This is a genomic window from Oceanomicrobium pacificus (assembly GCF_009833495.1).
GTDB lineage: Bacteria > Pseudomonadota > Alphaproteobacteria > Rhodobacterales > Rhodobacteraceae > Oceanomicrobium > Oceanomicrobium pacificus.
This window is the reverse complement of sequence record NZ_WUWG01000005.1, coordinates 14,081-29,381: the sequence shown is the minus strand read 5'-3', so window position 1 is coordinate 29,381 and position 15,301 is coordinate 14,081. Positions and strand designations below refer to the sequence as shown.

General features: G+C 66.7%; 15 protein-coding genes and 1 tRNA gene. 11 read left to right on the top strand and 5 right to left on the bottom strand.

The annotated features are described in order from the left end of the window. Window positions 1–139 precede the first annotated feature (139 nt). Both GSH16_RS11585 and GSH16_RS11580 read left to right on the top strand, forming a co-directional pair. Complete coding sequence (locus GSH16_RS11585) at window positions 140–2,488, top strand: glycosyltransferase family protein (RefSeq protein ID WP_160855277.1); 2,349 nt, start codon at window positions 140–142, stop codon at window positions 2,486–2,488. A gap of 30 nt (window positions 2,489–2,518) precedes the next feature. Next, window positions 2,519–2,968, top strand: coding sequence for an MmcB family DNA repair protein (locus GSH16_RS11580; RefSeq protein ID WP_160855276.1), 450 nt, complete (start codon window positions 2,519–2,521; stop codon window positions 2,966–2,968). A 27-nt stretch (window positions 2,969–2,995) separates the two neighbouring features. On the opposite strand, the gene GSH16_RS11575 is transcribed toward GSH16_RS11580, so the two are convergent. Continuing rightward, window positions 2,996–3,211, bottom strand: coding sequence for a DUF6324 family protein (locus GSH16_RS11575; RefSeq protein WP_160855275.1), 216 nt, complete (start codon window positions 3,209–3,211; stop codon window positions 2,996–2,998). Between the two features lie 118 nt (window positions 3,212–3,329). Between GSH16_RS11575 and GSH16_RS11570 the strand changes: the two genes are divergently transcribed. The 6 genes from GSH16_RS11570 (at window position 3,330) to efp (ending at window position 8,471) form a co-directional block, all read left to right on the top strand. Then, window positions 3,330–3,406: transfer RNA gene (locus GSH16_RS11570), tRNA-His, on the top strand. 134 nt (window positions 3,407–3,540) lie between these two features. Beyond that, window positions 3,541–4,245 (top strand): paraquat-inducible protein A, encoded by a 705-nt coding sequence (locus GSH16_RS11565; RefSeq protein WP_160855274.1) that lies wholly within the window; start codon window positions 3,541–3,543, stop codon window positions 4,243–4,245. Continuing rightward, the gene (locus tag GSH16_RS11560; protein ID WP_160855273.1) at window positions 4,215–4,853 is read left to right on the top strand and encodes a paraquat-inducible protein A; all 639 of its coding nucleotides are present in this window, start codon (window positions 4,215–4,217) and stop codon (window positions 4,851–4,853) included. Before GSH16_RS11565 ends, GSH16_RS11560 begins: the two co-directional genes overlap by 31 nt. After that, window positions 4,846–7,215 carry an MlaD family protein gene (locus GSH16_RS11555; protein WP_160855272.1) on the top strand — a complete coding sequence of 790 codons (2,370 nt, stop codon included), beginning with the start codon at window positions 4,846–4,848 and terminating at the stop codon, window positions 7,213–7,215. The genes GSH16_RS11560 and GSH16_RS11555 overlap by 8 nt, the downstream gene beginning before the upstream one ends. Before the next feature lie 3 nt (window positions 7,216–7,218). Continuing rightward, entirely contained in the window at window positions 7,219–7,809 is a 591-nt protein-coding gene (locus GSH16_RS11550; protein WP_160855271.1) for a PqiC family protein, read from the top strand. A gap of 98 nt (window positions 7,810–7,907) precedes the next feature. Next, on the top strand, window positions 7,908–8,471 hold the full coding sequence (gene efp / locus GSH16_RS11545; protein ID WP_160855270.1) for an elongation factor P: 564 nt from the start codon (window positions 7,908–7,910) through the stop codon (window positions 8,469–8,471). Window positions 8,472–8,552: 81 nt separating this feature from the next. Here the strand turns inward: efp and GSH16_RS11540 are convergent, their stop codons facing one another. Further along, entirely contained in the window at window positions 8,553–8,975 is a 423-nt protein-coding gene (locus tag GSH16_RS11540; protein WP_160855269.1) for a hypothetical protein, read from the bottom strand. Between the two features lie 206 nt (window positions 8,976–9,181). Between GSH16_RS11540 and GSH16_RS11535 the strand changes: the two genes are divergently transcribed. Then, window positions 9,182–9,970: an inositol monophosphatase family protein gene (locus tag GSH16_RS11535; RefSeq protein ID WP_160855268.1), complete on the top strand. Its 789-nt coding sequence runs from the start codon at window positions 9,182–9,184 to the stop codon at window positions 9,968–9,970. 84 nt (window positions 9,971–10,054) lie between these two features. Here the strand turns inward: GSH16_RS11535 and ygfZ are convergent, their stop codons facing one another. After that, window positions 10,055–10,843: a CAF17-like 4Fe-4S cluster assembly/insertion protein YgfZ gene (ygfZ, locus tag GSH16_RS11530; RefSeq protein WP_160855267.1), complete on the bottom strand. Its 789-nt coding sequence runs from the start codon at window positions 10,841–10,843 to the stop codon at window positions 10,055–10,057. A gap of 85 nt (window positions 10,844–10,928) precedes the next feature. Between ygfZ and GSH16_RS11525 the strand changes: the two genes are divergently transcribed. Both GSH16_RS11525 and GSH16_RS11520 read left to right on the top strand, forming a co-directional pair. Continuing rightward, a complete protein-coding gene (locus GSH16_RS11525) occupies window positions 10,929–11,633 on the top strand; it encodes a TIGR04283 family arsenosugar biosynthesis glycosyltransferase (RefSeq protein ID WP_160855266.1) in 705 nt (234 codons plus the stop codon). A gap of 82 nt (window positions 11,634–11,715) precedes the next feature. Then, entirely contained in the window at window positions 11,716–12,954 is a 1,239-nt protein-coding gene (locus tag GSH16_RS11520) for a pyridoxal-phosphate-dependent aminotransferase family protein (RefSeq protein ID WP_160855265.1), read from the top strand. Window positions 12,955–12,961: 7 nt separating this feature from the next. Here the strand turns inward: GSH16_RS11520 and GSH16_RS11515 are convergent, their stop codons facing one another. Both GSH16_RS11515 and GSH16_RS11510 read right to left on the bottom strand, forming a co-directional pair. Continuing rightward, complete coding sequence (locus GSH16_RS11515) at window positions 12,962–14,068, bottom strand: pyridoxal phosphate-dependent aminotransferase (protein ID WP_160855264.1); 1,107 nt, start codon at window positions 14,066–14,068, stop codon at window positions 12,962–12,964. A gap of 2 nt (window positions 14,069–14,070) precedes the next feature. Next, window positions 14,071–15,291 (bottom strand): multidrug effflux MFS transporter, encoded by a 1,221-nt coding sequence (locus tag GSH16_RS11510; protein WP_160855263.1) that lies wholly within the window; start codon window positions 15,289–15,291, stop codon window positions 14,071–14,073. Between the last annotated feature and the right edge of the window lie 10 nt (window positions 15,292–15,301).

Here is a 15,301-nt window from a genome sequence, read left to right as displayed (position 1 = left end):
AATGTAGGGACGCGCGGGCACTTTGCAAAGCCCCGTCCGCCCGATTTCCGGCGCGACGGATCGTCCAGCGGGGCGGCGCGTTCGTTTACCTGCGGTTAACCTTAACAGCTTCCTAATTCCGGTATCGCAGGAGGCCGGAATGACCCTCGCCGATCCCAGTTTCCACCGTCCCGTTGCTTCGCCGCCGGTTGGCCGCGCGCAGCTGTCCGTGGCACAGGACCGTCGCAGGCTGGTGGTTCTGTTGGGTCCGGCCCCCGGATCGGGCCAGCAAGGGTGCGGAGAGACCGCCCGTCAGGTCGAACATCTGGCTGCCTGTGCGGCACGGGTGCAGATTGTCGGCTGGGGTGCGGACGGGTTTGCCCATCTGCGCCCCGATCCGGCGCGTCCCAAACAGGTGGCGCGCATCCGCCGGATGCTAGACGCGCAGCTCCGCGCGGACAGAGCCGCGCTTGTCTGGGTCGCGGGTTTCGGCCGCGCCACGCCGCGGGGCCGGCTGCGCCAGCGCGCGACCACGGGTTTCCGCGCCCTGCGCTTTGCCGGCCGGATGTTCGGCACGCCCGCGCCCGTCACCCTTGTCTGGCACAGGTGGGTCAAACCGACCGATCTTGCGGTCCTGACGCTGCTCAGCCTCTGGCGGCGGGTTCGACGGCGGCCCGTCACCTGGCAATGGCGGGGGGCCGATGGCACGCCGTGCGCGGATGCCAACCGCGCTGCCCGGTCCGTGCTCAGGACCGTGGTCGGCACCGGAGACGGTGCCGGGCTGCCGCTCACGGGCGCGCGGCTCATCTGGGCATTGCGGGCCAGCGGCGCGGCCGAGGCGGATATCGCGCAGATCAACGCGCTCCTGCCTGTGGTCGGTGCAAGCCCCCTTCTGGAGCAACTGAAGCGCCACCGGCATCTGCCCGTTCACCCGAACAGCGCCCTCGCGCCGCTTGTCGCAGCTGATGCCGACGGGGTTAGCCCGCTGGCCCGCCATGTGCTCGCGCTTGGCCCGCAGAACAGGCCAGCGCAATCGGCATTGCAGCAGGCACGACGGGCGGACCAGATCGGTGCATCTCGCCTCTTGGACCGTGTCTGGCCGGTGCCCTTGCCGCCACCCGCACCGGCCACGCAGCCAAGGCAGGCGCCCGCCAACCTGATTTCGCCCAACGCGGCTCTGGCCGCGCGGTTCGAGGCCGTCCTGCGCCGGGGTGGCGCCCTGTTCGATCCGGTCCTGATGGCGCCACTCTCGGATGCGCCGGGGGCGCTGCGGCGGATCGACCTGCTCTTTCTCCTGCTCTACCGGCCGGTCTGCCGCGACCTGCGCAGCTTCACCGATCCGTTGACCGCACCCGAACTGCGCGACTGGATCGCGCGCGTGCCCGGCCGCGCGATGCCGGACCTGCGCCCCGATGCGCCTGTCGCCGCACGACCGGATTTCGCACGCGTCGTGACCCGCGAGCGGAGCGGCTCCGGCCTGTCCCGCAACGCGCAGATGAGCCGTCAGGCGCTCCGCCGCGCCGGTCTCGACCGCCCGATTGCGGGCCGCAAGCCGGTGCGGATCATCCATGCCAATGCCGACCGGATCGCCGACCACCTGTTCGACGGGCCGCCGGAGGCACGAAAGATCGGCTATCTGCTCTGGGAATTTCCGGTCCTGCCGGACAGCCACCGGCTCGCGCTGCAGGCGCTTGACGAGATCTGGGCGCCCTCGCGTTTCGTGGCTGACCTCTATCGCCGCCATTTCGACGGGCCTGTGGTCACGATGGGCAAAGCGCTGAGCCTGCCGTCTGTCCCGCCCTTGCCGCGCGCCCGCCTCGGGCTGGCGGAGGGCCGCTGGCTGGCGATGCTCGTCTTCGACATCCACGCCTCGGTCGCCCGCAAGAACCCGCTCACCGCCGTGCGCGCCTTCCAAGCCGCCACGGATGACCCGGAGGCGGCGCTCATCATCAAGGTGACGGCGGGGCGCGGGCCCGACTGGTGCGACCCCGAAGGCCAGCTTGTCGAGATCGCACGCATCGCCGCGCGGGACCCGCGCATCCGGCTGGTGCGGGAGACGTGGAGTTTCCGCAAACTTGTGGCCGCCATGTCATCGGCGGATGTGATCCTGTCGCCCCACAGGGCCGAGGGCTACGGCTATATCCCGGCCTATGCGCAATATCTCGGGCGGCCGCTGGTGCTCACAGACCATGGCGGGCCGGTCGATTTCTGCGATGCGCGAAGTGCCTTTCCCGTGCCCGCGTGCCAGGTTCCAGTGCCCGACGGGCATGCGATCTGGCCGATGCGCGGCGCAACATGGGCCGAGATCGACGCCGAGAGGTTCGCCGCCGCCATCGCGCAGGTGAAGGCCGGCGGGCAGCAGGTCGCGGCGCGTGCGGCATTCGGACAATCACGCATCCGGCGCCTGACCGACCCGGAGGCCCTGGCCCGCCGCTATGCCGCGCGGCTCGCCCGGCTCGACGTGGACCTCGGGACCCTCGGCAGGCACCGGCACCCTGCCGCCCCTTGACGCGATGTTCACCTATTGTTCAAATGCAGCATGGAAGATCTGCTGCAACCCGGACAGTTGCTGGCGCGGGGCGTCTGCCGGCATCTGGCCACGCTCGGCTATGCCAGCCTCACGGAATTCGTGCCGGACAGGGGCCTGCGCGTCGACGTAATCGCGCTCGGCCCGAAGGGGGAGATCTGGATCATCGAATGCAAGTCGAGCCGGGTCGATTTCCAGACAGACCGGAAATGGCAGGGCTATCTGGACTGGTGCGACCGCTATTTCTGGGCCGTCGATACGGAGTTTCCGGTGGAGTTGCTACCGGACGAGACCGGCTTGATCCTCGCCGATGCGCATGATGCCGAAATCCAGCGCGACGCGCCGCTCTCGAAACTCGCGCCTGCGCGCCGCAGCACGCTGACGCGGAAATTCGCCCGCACGGCGGCGGAGCGGCTGCGCGGCTTCACCGATCCGCGGCCGTCACAGATCTACGGGGTCTGACGGGTGGAAACGGGGCAGCCGGGCCGGTCAGCCCTTCTTGCCCTTGCCGCCCTTGCCTTCGAGCATCTTGCGGGCCTTCTTGGCCGAACCGAGCAGTTCCTCGGCAATCTCCTCGGCCTCTTCGGGGTCGAAATCGAGCGGCAGGCTGACGCCCTCGCCCTCCACATAGATGCGCACCATGCCCTCGGTGGTGGGACCGATCTGCAGATTCGCGGCGATGTCGCTTTCGCTGTTGATACCCATGATGGTCTCCTTTTCTCAGGCCGCAGGTAGCCCCCCCGGCCCTGAAATGCAAGCGCCACCGCCGACCACTTCGGCCCTTGCAATCCCTGCGGGGTGGATGTAATTCACGCCGCACGGTGCCGACGTAGCTCAGTTGGTTAGAGCACTAGATTGTGGATCTAGGGGTCCCCCGTTCGAGCCGGGGCGTCGGTACCATTTTCCTCCCGCCAGCAGGAATGCCGTTCAGACCGTGCCGGTTGCGCGTCTGTCCTGCTGCCCGTTCCCCTCCCATTCGCCCCTCGCCAGATGCGCGCAGCGCCGATAGACTGCGGCAAAGAACGGGAATCGAGATGGGCGCGCACAGCGAGGCATCGAGCAACAGACTGTCCCAGCCAGCATCCGCAGCCGCGGCGCATTCGTCCGCAGGTTCGGCGGAAGTGCGGGAATTGCCCGGACTGATCGCCTGCCCCACCTGCGACATGATCCACCGCGCGGAGCCGCCCCGGAGCGGCGAGGTCGCGCGGTGCAGCCGTTGCAACCATGTGCTGATCGCCCCGCGCCCCGGCTCCATCGACCGGGTGCTGGCCTATTCGCTGGCCTCGGCCGTACTGATGATTGCCGCAATCTATTTCCCCTTCCTCGAGCTTTCGACTGCGGGTCTGGAACAGCGCATGTCGATCATCGACGCGATCAGCGCCTTTTCCACGGGGCTTATGCTGCCGCTCTCGATTGCAACCGCCATGCTGATCGTGGTGATCCCGATCCTGCGGGCGCTCCTGCTGAGCTATGCGCTCGCGCCGCTCCGGCGCGGGCGGCCGCCTTTCCGGCGCGCGGCGGAGGCGTTCCGCGTGGCCGAGACGCTCCGCCCCTGGTCCATGGCCGAGGTGTTCATCATCGGGACGGCGGTGGCGCTGGTGAAGATTGCGGGCATGGCCACGGTCGGCATTGGTCCGGCCTTCTGGGCCTTCGCGGCGATGGCTGTAATCCTCGCTCTCAAGGACGGCTTCATGTGCAGGTGGACGATATGGCAGATGCTCGATCCCCGGCGGGGATGACCGCCCGGCGCGCCGGGCTCATCGGATGCACCTCCTGTGGCCGGGTCTACACGCCCGGCGCGACCGACTGTCCGCTGTGCGGGCAGGCGCTGCACAGCCGCGAACCGGCCAGCATGCAGAAGGTCTGGGCCTGGCTCATTGCCGGCTTCTGCCTCTATGTTCCGGCCAACCTGATGCCGATGCTCGTGACATCGACGCTCGGACAGGCGATGACCAACACGATCATCGGTGGGGCCGTGGAACTGGCGCTACACGGATCCTGGTTCATCGCCTTCGTGGTGCTCTTTGCCTCGGTCGCGATCCCCGTGGGCAAATTCCTCGTGATCGGCATCCTTGCGCTGTCGGTGCAATATGACTGGGACCTCAACCGCAAGACCCGACTGCACATGTACGAGGTGGTCGAATTCATCGGCCGCTGGTCGATGGTCGACGTGTTCGTCGTCGCCATTCTGACCGCGCTTGTCCAGTTCGGCTTCATCGTCAATATTCACCCCGGCCCCGCCGCGGTCTGTTTCGCCCTGTCCGTGGCGCTGACCATGGTGTCCGCGCAATGTTTCGACCCGCGCCTGCTGTGGGATTCCATCGAAGAGGATCGCATCCATGACTGAAACCCCCGATCCCGGCACGCTGAAGGTCGAGCGCGGCAAGACCGCCTTTCTGGACCGGATCTCGCTGATCTGGCTGGTGCCGATCATCGCACTTGCGGGGTCGCTTCTTGTCGCGTGGGAAGCCTATTCCGAACGCGGGGTTCTCATCACCATTTCCTTCGAGGATGCGTCCGGCATCGAGGCCGGCCACACGCTGGTGAAATATCGCGACGTGGAGGTTGGCCATGTCACGGATATGGAATTTGCCGAAGACCTCAACTCCGTCGACGTGTCGGTGCGCGTGCATGAAAGCATCGCCTCCTACCTCGATGCGGAAAGCCAGTTCTGGGTGGTGCGGCCCAATGTGTCGAGCAGCGGCATCAGCGGGTTGGAAACGGTCCTGACGGGCGTCTATATCGAAGGCTCGTGGGACAGCGAAAAGGGCACCGCGGTCCGCAGTTTCAAGGGGCTGGAGGAACGGCCGCTTGTGCTGCGCGGCACGCAGGGCACGCGGATCAATCTCTATGCGACCAACGCGGGCTCTCTCTCTCCGGGCGCGCCGATCACCTACAAGGGGCTGACGGTCGGCCAGATCGACAGTGTCGACCTGACCCGTTTCGGCGACGGGGTAGACGTGTCGGGCTTCATCAACGCGCCCTATGACAGTTTCGTCACCTCCGGTTCACGCTTCTGGGACATTTCCGGCTTCAGCTTCACGCTCGGCGCCGAAGGGGCGCGGCTCAATGTGGAAAGCCTTGCCTCGCTCGTGCAGGGCGGAATCGCATTCGACACGGTCCTGTCGGACACGCGCCCGCTGAGCGAGGATGTCATCTTTGACATTTTCTCCAACGAAGACGCCGCGCGGGCGAGCATTTTCGATGCGGACAAGGCCGAGCAGGTGACGCTGTCAATCGTTTTCGAAGGTTCGGTGAACGGGCTGCAGGTGGGCGCACCTGTCGATTATCGTGGCCTGCGCGTGGGCGAGGTCATCGCCCTGTCGGCCCGCATCGACCGCGAGGACCGGAACAACCCGCAGGTGCAGCTGGTCACCAATATCGTCCTGCGTCCGACACGGCTCGGGCTGCCCGCCGGAACCACGGCTGAAGGCACGCTCGACTTCCTGCAAGGGCTCGTGGATGAGGGCCTGCGCGCGCAGCTTGCCACCGAGGGGCTCTTGGCGCGGTCGCTGAAGGTCACGCTTCTGGAGGTGGAGGACGCCCTGCCCGCCACCATCGACACGGATGCGGATCCCTTCCCGCTCTTCCCGAGCGTCCCGGCGGAACTCGGCTCCTTCGCCAATTCGGCCGAGAGTGTGCTGGAACGGGTCGGCAACCTGCCGCTGGAGGAACTTCTCAACAACGCGATCAACCTGATGGCGGGGCTGGAAAACCTGATCGGTCAGGAGGACACGCAGCAGGTTCCGGGCGCTGTGACGGGGCTGTTAGCCGACCTGCGCGGGCTGGTGCAATCGGATGATGTGCAATCTGTGCCGGTCGAACTGAACGCCTCGCTCGTGTCACTGCGCAGCATCATCGACCGGATCGAACAGAGCAGCGCCGTCGACAATCTTCTGGCCGCGCTGGAAAATGTCGACACGGCTGCCGACCGCGTGACCCGCGCCTCAGAACGGCTGCCGGACCTGCTCGACAATCTCAACAATGTCGCCTCCAAGGCCAATGACCTGCCACTGGAAGAGCTGATCGCCTCGGCCAACACGGTGCTGGACGATCTCGACGCGATCGTGGGCGCGGCGGAAACGCAGGCGATCCCGGCGGAGCTCGAGGCCTCGCTCGTGGCCTTGCGCTCCATCGTCGAGGATATCGACAATAATGGCACCGCCGAGACGCTGTCGACCGCACTCGTCAATGCCAATGACGCGGCTGCCAATATCGCGCTCGCCTCCGACGATCTGCCGGTCCTGATCGACAAGATCGGCGCGGTGGCCGACAAGGCCAATGACCTGCCGCTGGAGGATCTGGTCACCGAATTGACCGATCTGGTAGAGACCGCCGACGTGCTGATCGGGTCGGACGACACGGCCCGCCTGCCCGGCGCCCTGTCCGATGCACTCGACCAGTTGCGGTCGATCCTCGATGCCCTCGAAGAAGGCGGCGCGGTGGAAAATCTCAACTCCACGCTGGCCTCGGCCGGCAATGCCGCCGACGAGGTGGCGCTGGCCGCGCAGAGCCTGCCCGATCTGGTCGACCGGCTGAACGCGCTGGCCGACACGGCGGAAGCCACGCTCGCCGCCTATGGCGCGGGCGCGCCGCTCAACCGTGAGGCCGTGGCCGCGATCCGCGACATTCGGGAGACCGCGCGCTCCGTCACGTCGCTCGCCAACACGCTCGAACGCAAGCCAAATGCCATCATTCTGGGACGCTGACCGATGACCATGATCCTCCGCCTTGCCTGTCTCTCGCTCGTGGCGCTCCTTGCCGCCTGTTCGGCCTCCGACCCGACGAACCGCTACCTGCTGCCCGAAAGCCAGCCGACCGCGACGCTCGGGTCGAATGTGCGCACTTTGTCGGTCCGGCAGGTCGACCTGCCGGCCTATGCGCGCGAAACCGAGATCGCGGTTCTGGCGGGTGCCAACGTGATTGTGTCGGCAGGCAATGCGCTCTGGGCGGATTCGCCCGAGCGCGGCATGACGGAACTGTTGGCGGAAAATCTGGACCGGGCGCTGACCACCCGTGTGGCGACCGATCCCTGGCCGCTTCTGACGGCGCCCGACGCGCAACTTGACGTCAAGGTGTCGCGGATCGCGGGTGCACCGGGCGCGAGCCTGCGGTTCACCGGCCAGTATTTCCTTGTCGCAGCCAATGGCGGCAGTCTGGAGACCGCGGGCCGCTTCTCCTACAATGTGCCCGTGCGCGGCGACACGATCGAGGCGCTGACGCAGGCACAGGCCGAAGCCGTGGCACTGCTGGCGCGCGACATAGCCAAGCGGATCTCGGTCGTCGGCGCGGGCGAGGTCTGATGCCCCTGTCCCGGCGCGCGGCCTGCCCCGCTTGCGCGGGTCGCATGGCTGCACTATAGCAGCCACGACACCAGCGATATCCAAGACGGAATGGATCCATGCCCAAGATCAACGGCAACGAAATTCGCCCCGGCAACGTGCTGGAGCATAATGGCGGCCTCTGGGCTGCGGTCAAAGTCTCCCATGTGAAGCCCGGCAAGGGCGGCGCCTTCGCGCAGGTCGAACTGAAGAACCTGCGCAATGGCTCGAAGCTGAACGAACGGTTCCGCTCAGCCGACAAGGTGGAGCGCGTGCGGCTGGAACAGAAGGACCAGCAGTTCCTCTACGAGAGCGACGGGATGCTGACCTTCATGGACAGCGAAAGCTTCGAGCAGATCGAACTGCCCGCCGACGTCCTCGGCGACCGCCGGCCCTTCCTGCAGGACGGGATGACGGTGCAGATCGAATATTACGAGACCGAAGCGCTGAACGTGACCCTGCCGGAGAAAGTCACCTGCACGATCGCGGAAACCGAGCCGGCCGTGAAGGGCCAGACGGCGGCCAACAGCTTCAAACCGGCCGTGCTCGACAATGGCGTGCGGATAATGGTGCCGCCGTTCGTCGGTCAGGAAGAACAGGTGGTCGTATCCACCGAGACGATGGAATATGTCGAACGCGCCTGACGCGGACGACCTCCGGAACGACAAAACCCCCGGCCTTCCGGTCGGGGGTTTTTCTTTGGCAGGCGGTGATTTCGCCTGTGATCAGGCTTTCATCACGAAGCCGCTGACACCGTCGAAACATTTGACCGAGCTGAGCGGCGGCAGGTCATCGACCCGCGCGCCCACGACCACGCCACCCTGCAGGTCACGATCCGAGCAGATCGCGCCGAAAGTCACGGTATAGCCCTTGGCCGCCATGCACTGGTCGACAAATTCCTTGGTCTTGTTGGGGTCGGCTTTCTCCGCCAGCGAGATGACCTGTTGCTGCGACATGGACGGAGTCGCGCCCAAGGCGGCAAGCTGACAGGCGAACCGGTCGGCCCGGCGGACCTCCACCGGTGTATTTTCTTTCCAGATGACCGGCGTCACATCGGCGGTCTGCGTGGAGCCGCCCCCTGTGGGTGCGGTTGTCGTACAGCCGGCGATGACAAGCGCGGCACAAGGCAGAAGCGAAAGAAGTTTCATCGGACCAATACTCTTATGATTGAAAATTGCGCCAAGCTTAAACCACGAATGGCGATCCGATCAATTGCGGGGCTCTTGCGGCGGGAATCCCGCCGGCAACGTTGCCCAAAGGGCGCGGACCTGCAATTGTCGGGCCAAATCTCGGCTTTCCCTTCGCGCGCACACCGACTATAGGACGCGCTTGAATCCGAAAAAGGAGCAATGGCATGTCGGTGGCATCCGCCAATCTGAACATCATGATCAAGGCCGCGCGCATCGCGGGCCGGTCGCTGGTGCGCGATTTCGGTGAGGTCGAGAACCTCCAGGTGTCGATGAAGGGCGCCGGCGATTTCGTCAGCCGCGCCGACATGAAAGCCGAACAGCTGATCCGCGAGACGCTGACCGAGGCCCGCCCGAACTATGGCTGGCTCGGAGAGGAAACCGGCGGAAGTGCCGGAACGGACCCGACGCGGCGCTGGATCGTGGACCCGCTCGACGGCACGTCGAACTTCCTGCACGGGCTGCCGCACTGGGCCGTCTCGATCGCGCTGGAGCATAAGGGCGAGATCGTCGCCGCCGTCGTCTACGACCCGGTGAAAGACGAGATGTTCACCTCCGAGAAAGGGTCCGGCGCCTGGCTGAACGACAGCCGCATCCGCACCTCCGGCCGGCGCAACATGATCGAGATGCTCTTTGCAACCGGCGTCCCCTTTGGCGGCCGCGCCGACTTGCCCGAGACGCTGCAGGACCTCGCCCGGCTGATGCCGGTCTGCGCCGGCGTGCGCCGCTGGGGCGCGGCATCGCTCGACCTGGCCTATGTGGCGGCCGGCCGGCTCGACGGCTACTGGGAGCGGAACCTGCACGCCTGGGACGTGGCGGCGGGCATTCTGCTGGTGCGCGAGGCCGGCGGGCTGATCGACGGGCTGGAAGAGGACACGAACCCGGTGACCTCGGGCGACCTGATCTGCGCCAACGAGCCGGTGTTTGCCAATTTCGCAAAGATCATCCGCGACTGACAGGTCCCGCTACGTGAAATTTCGAACCCCGCCGGCCAGCGCCTGCGGGGTTTTTTCATTTCTGCGGCTTGAGAGGTTTATCCGTCAGAGCCTTGTGACCCGCGCGTCGCCGGCCACCATTTCGCCCTCGGCGCGGTCGAAGCGCAGATGGGCCAGACCCGCGCCCTCCGCGACCGTGTAGAGCGTGCCGGCGGGGCGGCCGTCGCGCTCCACCAGCGTTCCGGGTGCGGGTGCCGGCCCGTCCACAGCGACGCGGACAAGCCCCTTGCGCAACTCGGTCTTGTGCTTCATCCGCGCCGTGACTTCCTGCCCGACATAGCAGCCCTTGCGGAAATCGACGCCGCCGAGGCGCTCGAATCCGGCCTCGAGGATATAGGTCTCGTCCGGCACCAGTTCGGCGCCGGTCTCCGGCACGCCGAGCGCCACCCGGCGCGCGTCAAGCGCGGACAGGGGCAGTTCCGCGCCCAGCGCCGACAGATCGGCTCCCGCGGGCAGATAGAGCCGATGCCCCAGTTCAGGGTCGCGCGGGTCGGGCACGGCACGTCCCTGATCGGGCACCGGACCGAAGAGCTGCACGACCTGCAGATCGGTCTGATCAATGCTGACCTTGGCGCGCAAGCGGTACATGGACAGTCGCTGCGCGAGCGCCGCCGCGCGCTCCGCGGCGACGTCGAGCAGGAACCCGTCGCCCGCCTCGCCCCTCAGAATGAAAAAATCGAACAGATATTTGCCCTGCGGTGACAGGAGCGCGGCATAGACAGCACCGTCGCCTGTCCGCGTGATATCGTTCGTCACCAGATCCTGCAAAAAACGCTCCGCATCCACGTCGCCGAGCCGCAACACCTGCCGCGAAAGCCTGACATAGCCCTGCATGGTCTCTCCTTTTGGCCGTCCCTCGTGCATATAGGGATGATTGTCCCGTTTCACCCCCGCAAATCCGCGGTGAGCCGCCAAGATCATGCCTGCACCTGTTTCCGTCATCATCCCGACCCTGAACGCCGCCGACCGGATCGGCCCGACGCTCGGGGGGCTGGCAAGCGGGCTGACCGAGGGGCTGATATGCGAACTCATCCTCGCCGATGGCGGGTCGAAGGATGACATCGCCGGCATTGCCGATGCGGCTGGCGCCACGCTGGTAAAAACGGCGCCCGGACGCGGCACGCAACTTGCCGCAGGTGTTGCCGCGGCCCGTGGCGACTGGTTCCTGATCCTGCATGCCGACACGGTGCTGCCCGACGGGTGGCCGGACATGCTCCGCGCGCATATGCGGGCCCGTCCGGACCGGGCAGGCTGGTTCCGGCTCGGCTTCGATGATCCCGGCCTGCCTGCGCGGATCGTGGCCGGATGGGCCAACCTCCGGTCGCGGCTTCTCGGCCTGCCCTATGGCGATCAGGGCCTGTTCCTGCCGCGCAAGCTCTACTCTGACGCGGGCGGCTACCCGGCCATTCCACTGATGGAGGATGTGGCGCTCGCCCGGAAATTGCGCGGCCGGATGACGGCCCTGCCCGGCCGCGTGACCACAGGCGCGGACCGCTACCGCGCCGAGGGCTGGCTGCGGCGCGGCAGTGCGAACCTCTGGACGCTCCTGCGCTATCTGTTCGGCGCCGATCCGGAGACGCTGGCGCGCAGCTATGGCGCGCAGTCGAACCACGACAATTCGTGATCCCGCCCATCAGCGGAATCCGATTTTCCCGCCTGATGTGCTTTGCTAACCTGACGCCGACAACCATCCCGGAGCCTGCCTGATGTCCCTCTCCAACGGCCGCGACCTGCGATCTATCCCCGGTCCCTCGGTGATCCCCGACCGGGTGCTGAATGCCATGCACCGCGCCTCGCCGAACATTTACGAAGGCGAGCTGGTGGATATGGCTGACGGGATCTATGCCGATCTGCGCCGTCTCGCGGGCACTGCCTTCCATCCGGTCATCTACCTGTCGAACGGCCACGGCGCATGGGAAGCCTCTGTGTCGAACCTGATGGAGGAGGGCGACCATATCCTTGTCCTGACCACGGGGCGTTTTGGTGCCGGCTGGGCGGAAATGGCCGAGGCGCATGGCGTGATCGCCGAATGCAAGGATTTCGGGATGGACGGCCATGCCGACCCGCACTGGCTGGAGGACCGTTTGCGCCAGCCTGATGCTGGTCGGATCAAGGCGATCCTCGTGGTGCAGACAGACACATCCACCTCGGTCCACAACAATATCCCCGCGCTGCGCGCCGCGATCGATGCCGCCGGCCATGATGCGCTTTTCATGGTGGATTGCATCGCCAGCCTCGGCTGCGCGCGCTACGAGATGGACGCCTGGGGTGTCGATGTCACCATCGGTGCCAGCCAGAAAGGATTGATGGTCCCGCCGGGGCTCGGGCTCACCTTCCACAACGAGAAGGCCGAGCGGGTGCAGCGCGCGAAGAAACGCCACTCCGCCTACTGGAACTGGGAGCCGCGCGTCCATGGCGGCATGTTCTACCAGAAATTCGCCGGCACCGCGCCGACCCACCACCTGTTCGGGCTGCGCGAAAGCCTGACCATGATCCTGCACGAGGAAGGGCTGGAGCATGTCTGGCACCGCCACCGCGCCCTTCAGGGGGCCGTCGGCGCGGCCGTGACAGCATGGGCTGCAGACGGGCCGATGCGGTTCAATATCGCAGATCCGGCCTATCGCTCGCCGGCGGTGACGACGCTGCATCTCGACGGGGTCGACGCCAGCGTTCTGCGCCGCTGGTGCGAGGAACAGTCGGGCCTGACGCTCGGTGTCGGTCTCGGGTTCAGCAATGACCGCACGATGCAGGGTCGCTCGGTCTTCCGGATCGGCCATATGGGGCACCTGAACCCGCCGATGATCTTGGGCGCGCTGGCCACGCTCGATGCGGGCCTGAAGGCGCTGGCCATTCCGCACGGGCGCGGTGCGCTTGATGCCGCGGCGGATGCGATCGCCGCGGCACAGATCGAGACGGCGGCCGCAGAGGTCGGCCGGACCGGTTGACGCCCCTTCAGGCGGGACCGACCGCGGCCAGTGCCTCGGGCAGCCGCTCGGCCAGCAGGTCGAGATCGTCTGGCCGCCCGGCTGACAGGCGGATGCAGCGGTCCTGCGGCGCGACGAAGGGCATGCGCACGAATATGTCGCGCTCGATCAGGGCCGCCAGTATGGCCCGCGCCCGGTCCCCGTCCCCGCCACAGTCGATGGTCACGAAATTGGTCGCCGACGGCAGCGGTGCCAGTCCGTTTTCGCGTGCGATGGCCGACAGGCGGTCGCGCGCGTCCTCGACCCGCGACACGGTGGCCGCCAGCCAGTCCTGATCGGCCAGTGCCGCCAGCGCCCCGGCCTGCGCGCTGCGGTTCATCCCGAAATGGTTGCGGATCTTGTTGAAAGCCGCAATCAGGTCCGGATGGCCGATCGCATAGCCCACGCGCGCGCCAGCCATCCCGTAGGCTTTGGAAAAGGTCCGCATCCGGATCACGCGGTCATTGTCGGGGTCGAGCGGCGGCGCGGTGCCCGCGGGCGCAAACTCGATATAGGCCTCGTCAAGACAGAGGAGCGCATTTTCGGGCACGCCGTCGATCAGCGCCTGCACGCGGTCCGCCGGATGCCAGCTGCCCATCGGGTTGTCGGGATTGGCGAAATAGGCCAAAGGCGCGCCCGTATCGCGCAGGGCGTTCAGGATCGCGTCGGGATCCTCTGCATCATCACGATAGGGCACGGCATGGACTGTCCCGCCGAAACCCGCCACATGGTAGTTGAAGGTCGGATAGGCACCGGCCGAAGTCACGACCGGCGTGCCGGGCGTCACGATCAGGCGGACCAGATAGCCCAAGAGCGCGTCGATCCCCTCCCCCACCATGATGGTCTCGGGCGGGATCCCGTGATGGGCCGCCAGCGCCATTTTCAGATCGTGGTTTTCCGGATCGCCATAGCACCAGATGCCCGCATCCGCCGCAGCCATTGCGGCCACCGCGTCCGGCGATGGGCCGAACACGTTTTCATTCGCGCCGAGCCGCGCGGCAAAAGCCCGCCCACGCGTGCGCTCCTGTGTTTCCGGCCCGACAAAGGGCACCGTGGCGGGCAGGCTTTCGACAAGCGGGGTCAGTCTGGGCGGCATGGTCAAGCTCCGGCAACTCTCCTGCGATCATATAGCCGCCCCGCGACGAGACAGGCAATCGCCGCCGCACCGAAGAGCACCATTGTCATGCTGATCGCCCTGTGGGTGCCGTCGAAAAGCGCGGCGGCCACACCGGCCCCGCCAGCCCCGAACAGCATCAGGAGCGCGCCGAGCAGCGAGGAGGCAAAACCCGGCATTTCCGCCGCTGGTTCGATGGCCACCGCCTGGGCAGACGGCAGAACCAGCCCGAAAGCCAGCATGTAAAGGCAGACCGCGAGCCAGAAGGCGGCAAGACCCGGCGTCACGAACAGATAGGTCCCGTGGACCAGTACCGCCGCGCCGAGCGTGGCCGCAGCGATGGTACCGATCCGCCGCAGGCCGAGACGGCCGACGAGCATCCGGACGAAGAGCGACCCGCCAAGAATGAAGAGCGCACCGAGCGCGAAAACGGCGGAGAATCCGGACGGCGACAAGCCGTAGCCCTCGCCCACCACGACTGCGCCGAGCGACAGGACGGACGCATAGCCGCCGAAGGTGAAACTCGACACGCCCATGCCGACCAGAAAGTCGCGCTGTGCGAAGAGGTAGCGGCTCGCCGAGGCCACGAAGCGCAGGCTGAAGCGCTCGGGTCGTGCCTGAGCCATCGTCTCCTGCCCCATCCGCCATGACAGGCCAAGGAGCACGATGCCGCCCAGCGCCAGCACGACAAAGCTCGCCCGCCAGGAGAACAGTTCCAAAAGCCCGGCTCCGATCACCGGGGCGAGGATCGGCGCAATGGCCGTGACCGCCATCAGGACCGCGAGCAGTTTCGCCGCCACGTCGCCATGGCCGATATCGCGGACGATTGCACGCGCGATCACCGGCGCACCTGCCGCCAGCCCCTGCGCCACGCGCAAAACGAGCAGTGCGGTGAAATCCTGCACCAGCGCACAGCCGACCGACGCCGCCACGAACAGGCCGAGCGACGCCAGAAGCGCGGGCCGCCGCCCATACGCGTCCGACAGGAGCCCCCAGAAAAGCTGCCCCACCGCATAGCCGAGCAGGTAGACGCCGATGATCAGCCCGCCGAGCCGTGCCGGCACGCCCAGTTCCGCCGCGATGATCCCGGCGGCCGGCATCATGATATCGATGGAAAAGGCGGTCAGCGCGGACAGGCCGCCAAGGAGGCTCACAAAGCCCCAATGGTCGGCCAGCGCCGCGCGGTCTGCGTCGGGGTCGGTCATCTGATGCTCC

Bases quoted from the DNA above. Each gene is read 5' to 3' on its own strand.
- GSH16_RS11580 (WP_160855276.1), top strand. From the start codon at position 2,519: ATGGAAGATCTGCTGCAACCCGGACAGTTGCTGGCGCGGGGCGTCTGC.
- GSH16_RS11550 (WP_160855271.1), top strand. From the start codon at position 7,219: ATGACCATGATCCTCCGCCTTGCCTGTCTCTCGCTCGTGGCGCTCCTT.
- GSH16_RS11575 (WP_160855275.1), bottom strand. From the start codon at position 3,211: ATGGGTATCAACAGCGAAAGCGACATCGCCGCGAATCTGCAGATCGGT.
- GSH16_RS11560 (WP_160855273.1), top strand. From the start codon at position 4,215: ATGGCAGATGCTCGATCCCCGGCGGGGATGACCGCCCGGCGCGCCGGG.
- GSH16_RS11555 (WP_160855272.1), top strand. From the start codon at position 4,846: ATGACTGAAACCCCCGATCCCGGCACGCTGAAGGTCGAGCGCGGCAAG.
- GSH16_RS11535 (WP_160855268.1), top strand. From the start codon at position 9,182: ATGTCGGTGGCATCCGCCAATCTGAACATCATGATCAAGGCCGCGCGC.
- GSH16_RS11565 (WP_160855274.1), top strand. From the start codon at position 3,541: ATGGGCGCGCACAGCGAGGCATCGAGCAACAGACTGTCCCAGCCAGCA.
- ygfZ (WP_160855267.1), bottom strand. From the start codon at position 10,843: ATGCAGGGCTATGTCAGGCTTTCGCGGCAGGTGTTGCGGCTCGGCGAC.
- GSH16_RS11585 (WP_160855277.1), top strand. From the start codon at position 140: ATGACCCTCGCCGATCCCAGTTTCCACCGTCCCGTTGCTTCGCCGCCG.
- GSH16_RS11525 (WP_160855266.1), top strand. From the start codon at position 10,929: ATGCCTGCACCTGTTTCCGTCATCATCCCGACCCTGAACGCCGCCGAC.
- GSH16_RS11510 (WP_160855263.1), bottom strand. From the start codon at position 15,291: ATGACCGACCCCGACGCAGACCGCGCGGCGCTGGCCGACCATTGGGGC.
- GSH16_RS11540 (WP_160855269.1), bottom strand. From the start codon at position 8,975: ATGAAACTTCTTTCGCTTCTGCCTTGTGCCGCGCTTGTCATCGCCGGC.
- GSH16_RS11520 (WP_160855265.1), top strand. From the start codon at position 11,716: ATGTCCCTCTCCAACGGCCGCGACCTGCGATCTATCCCCGGTCCCTCG.
- efp (WP_160855270.1), top strand. From the start codon at position 7,908: ATGCCCAAGATCAACGGCAACGAAATTCGCCCCGGCAACGTGCTGGAG.
- GSH16_RS11515 (WP_160855264.1), bottom strand. From the start codon at position 14,068: ATGCCGCCCAGACTGACCCCGCTTGTCGAAAGCCTGCCCGCCACGGTG.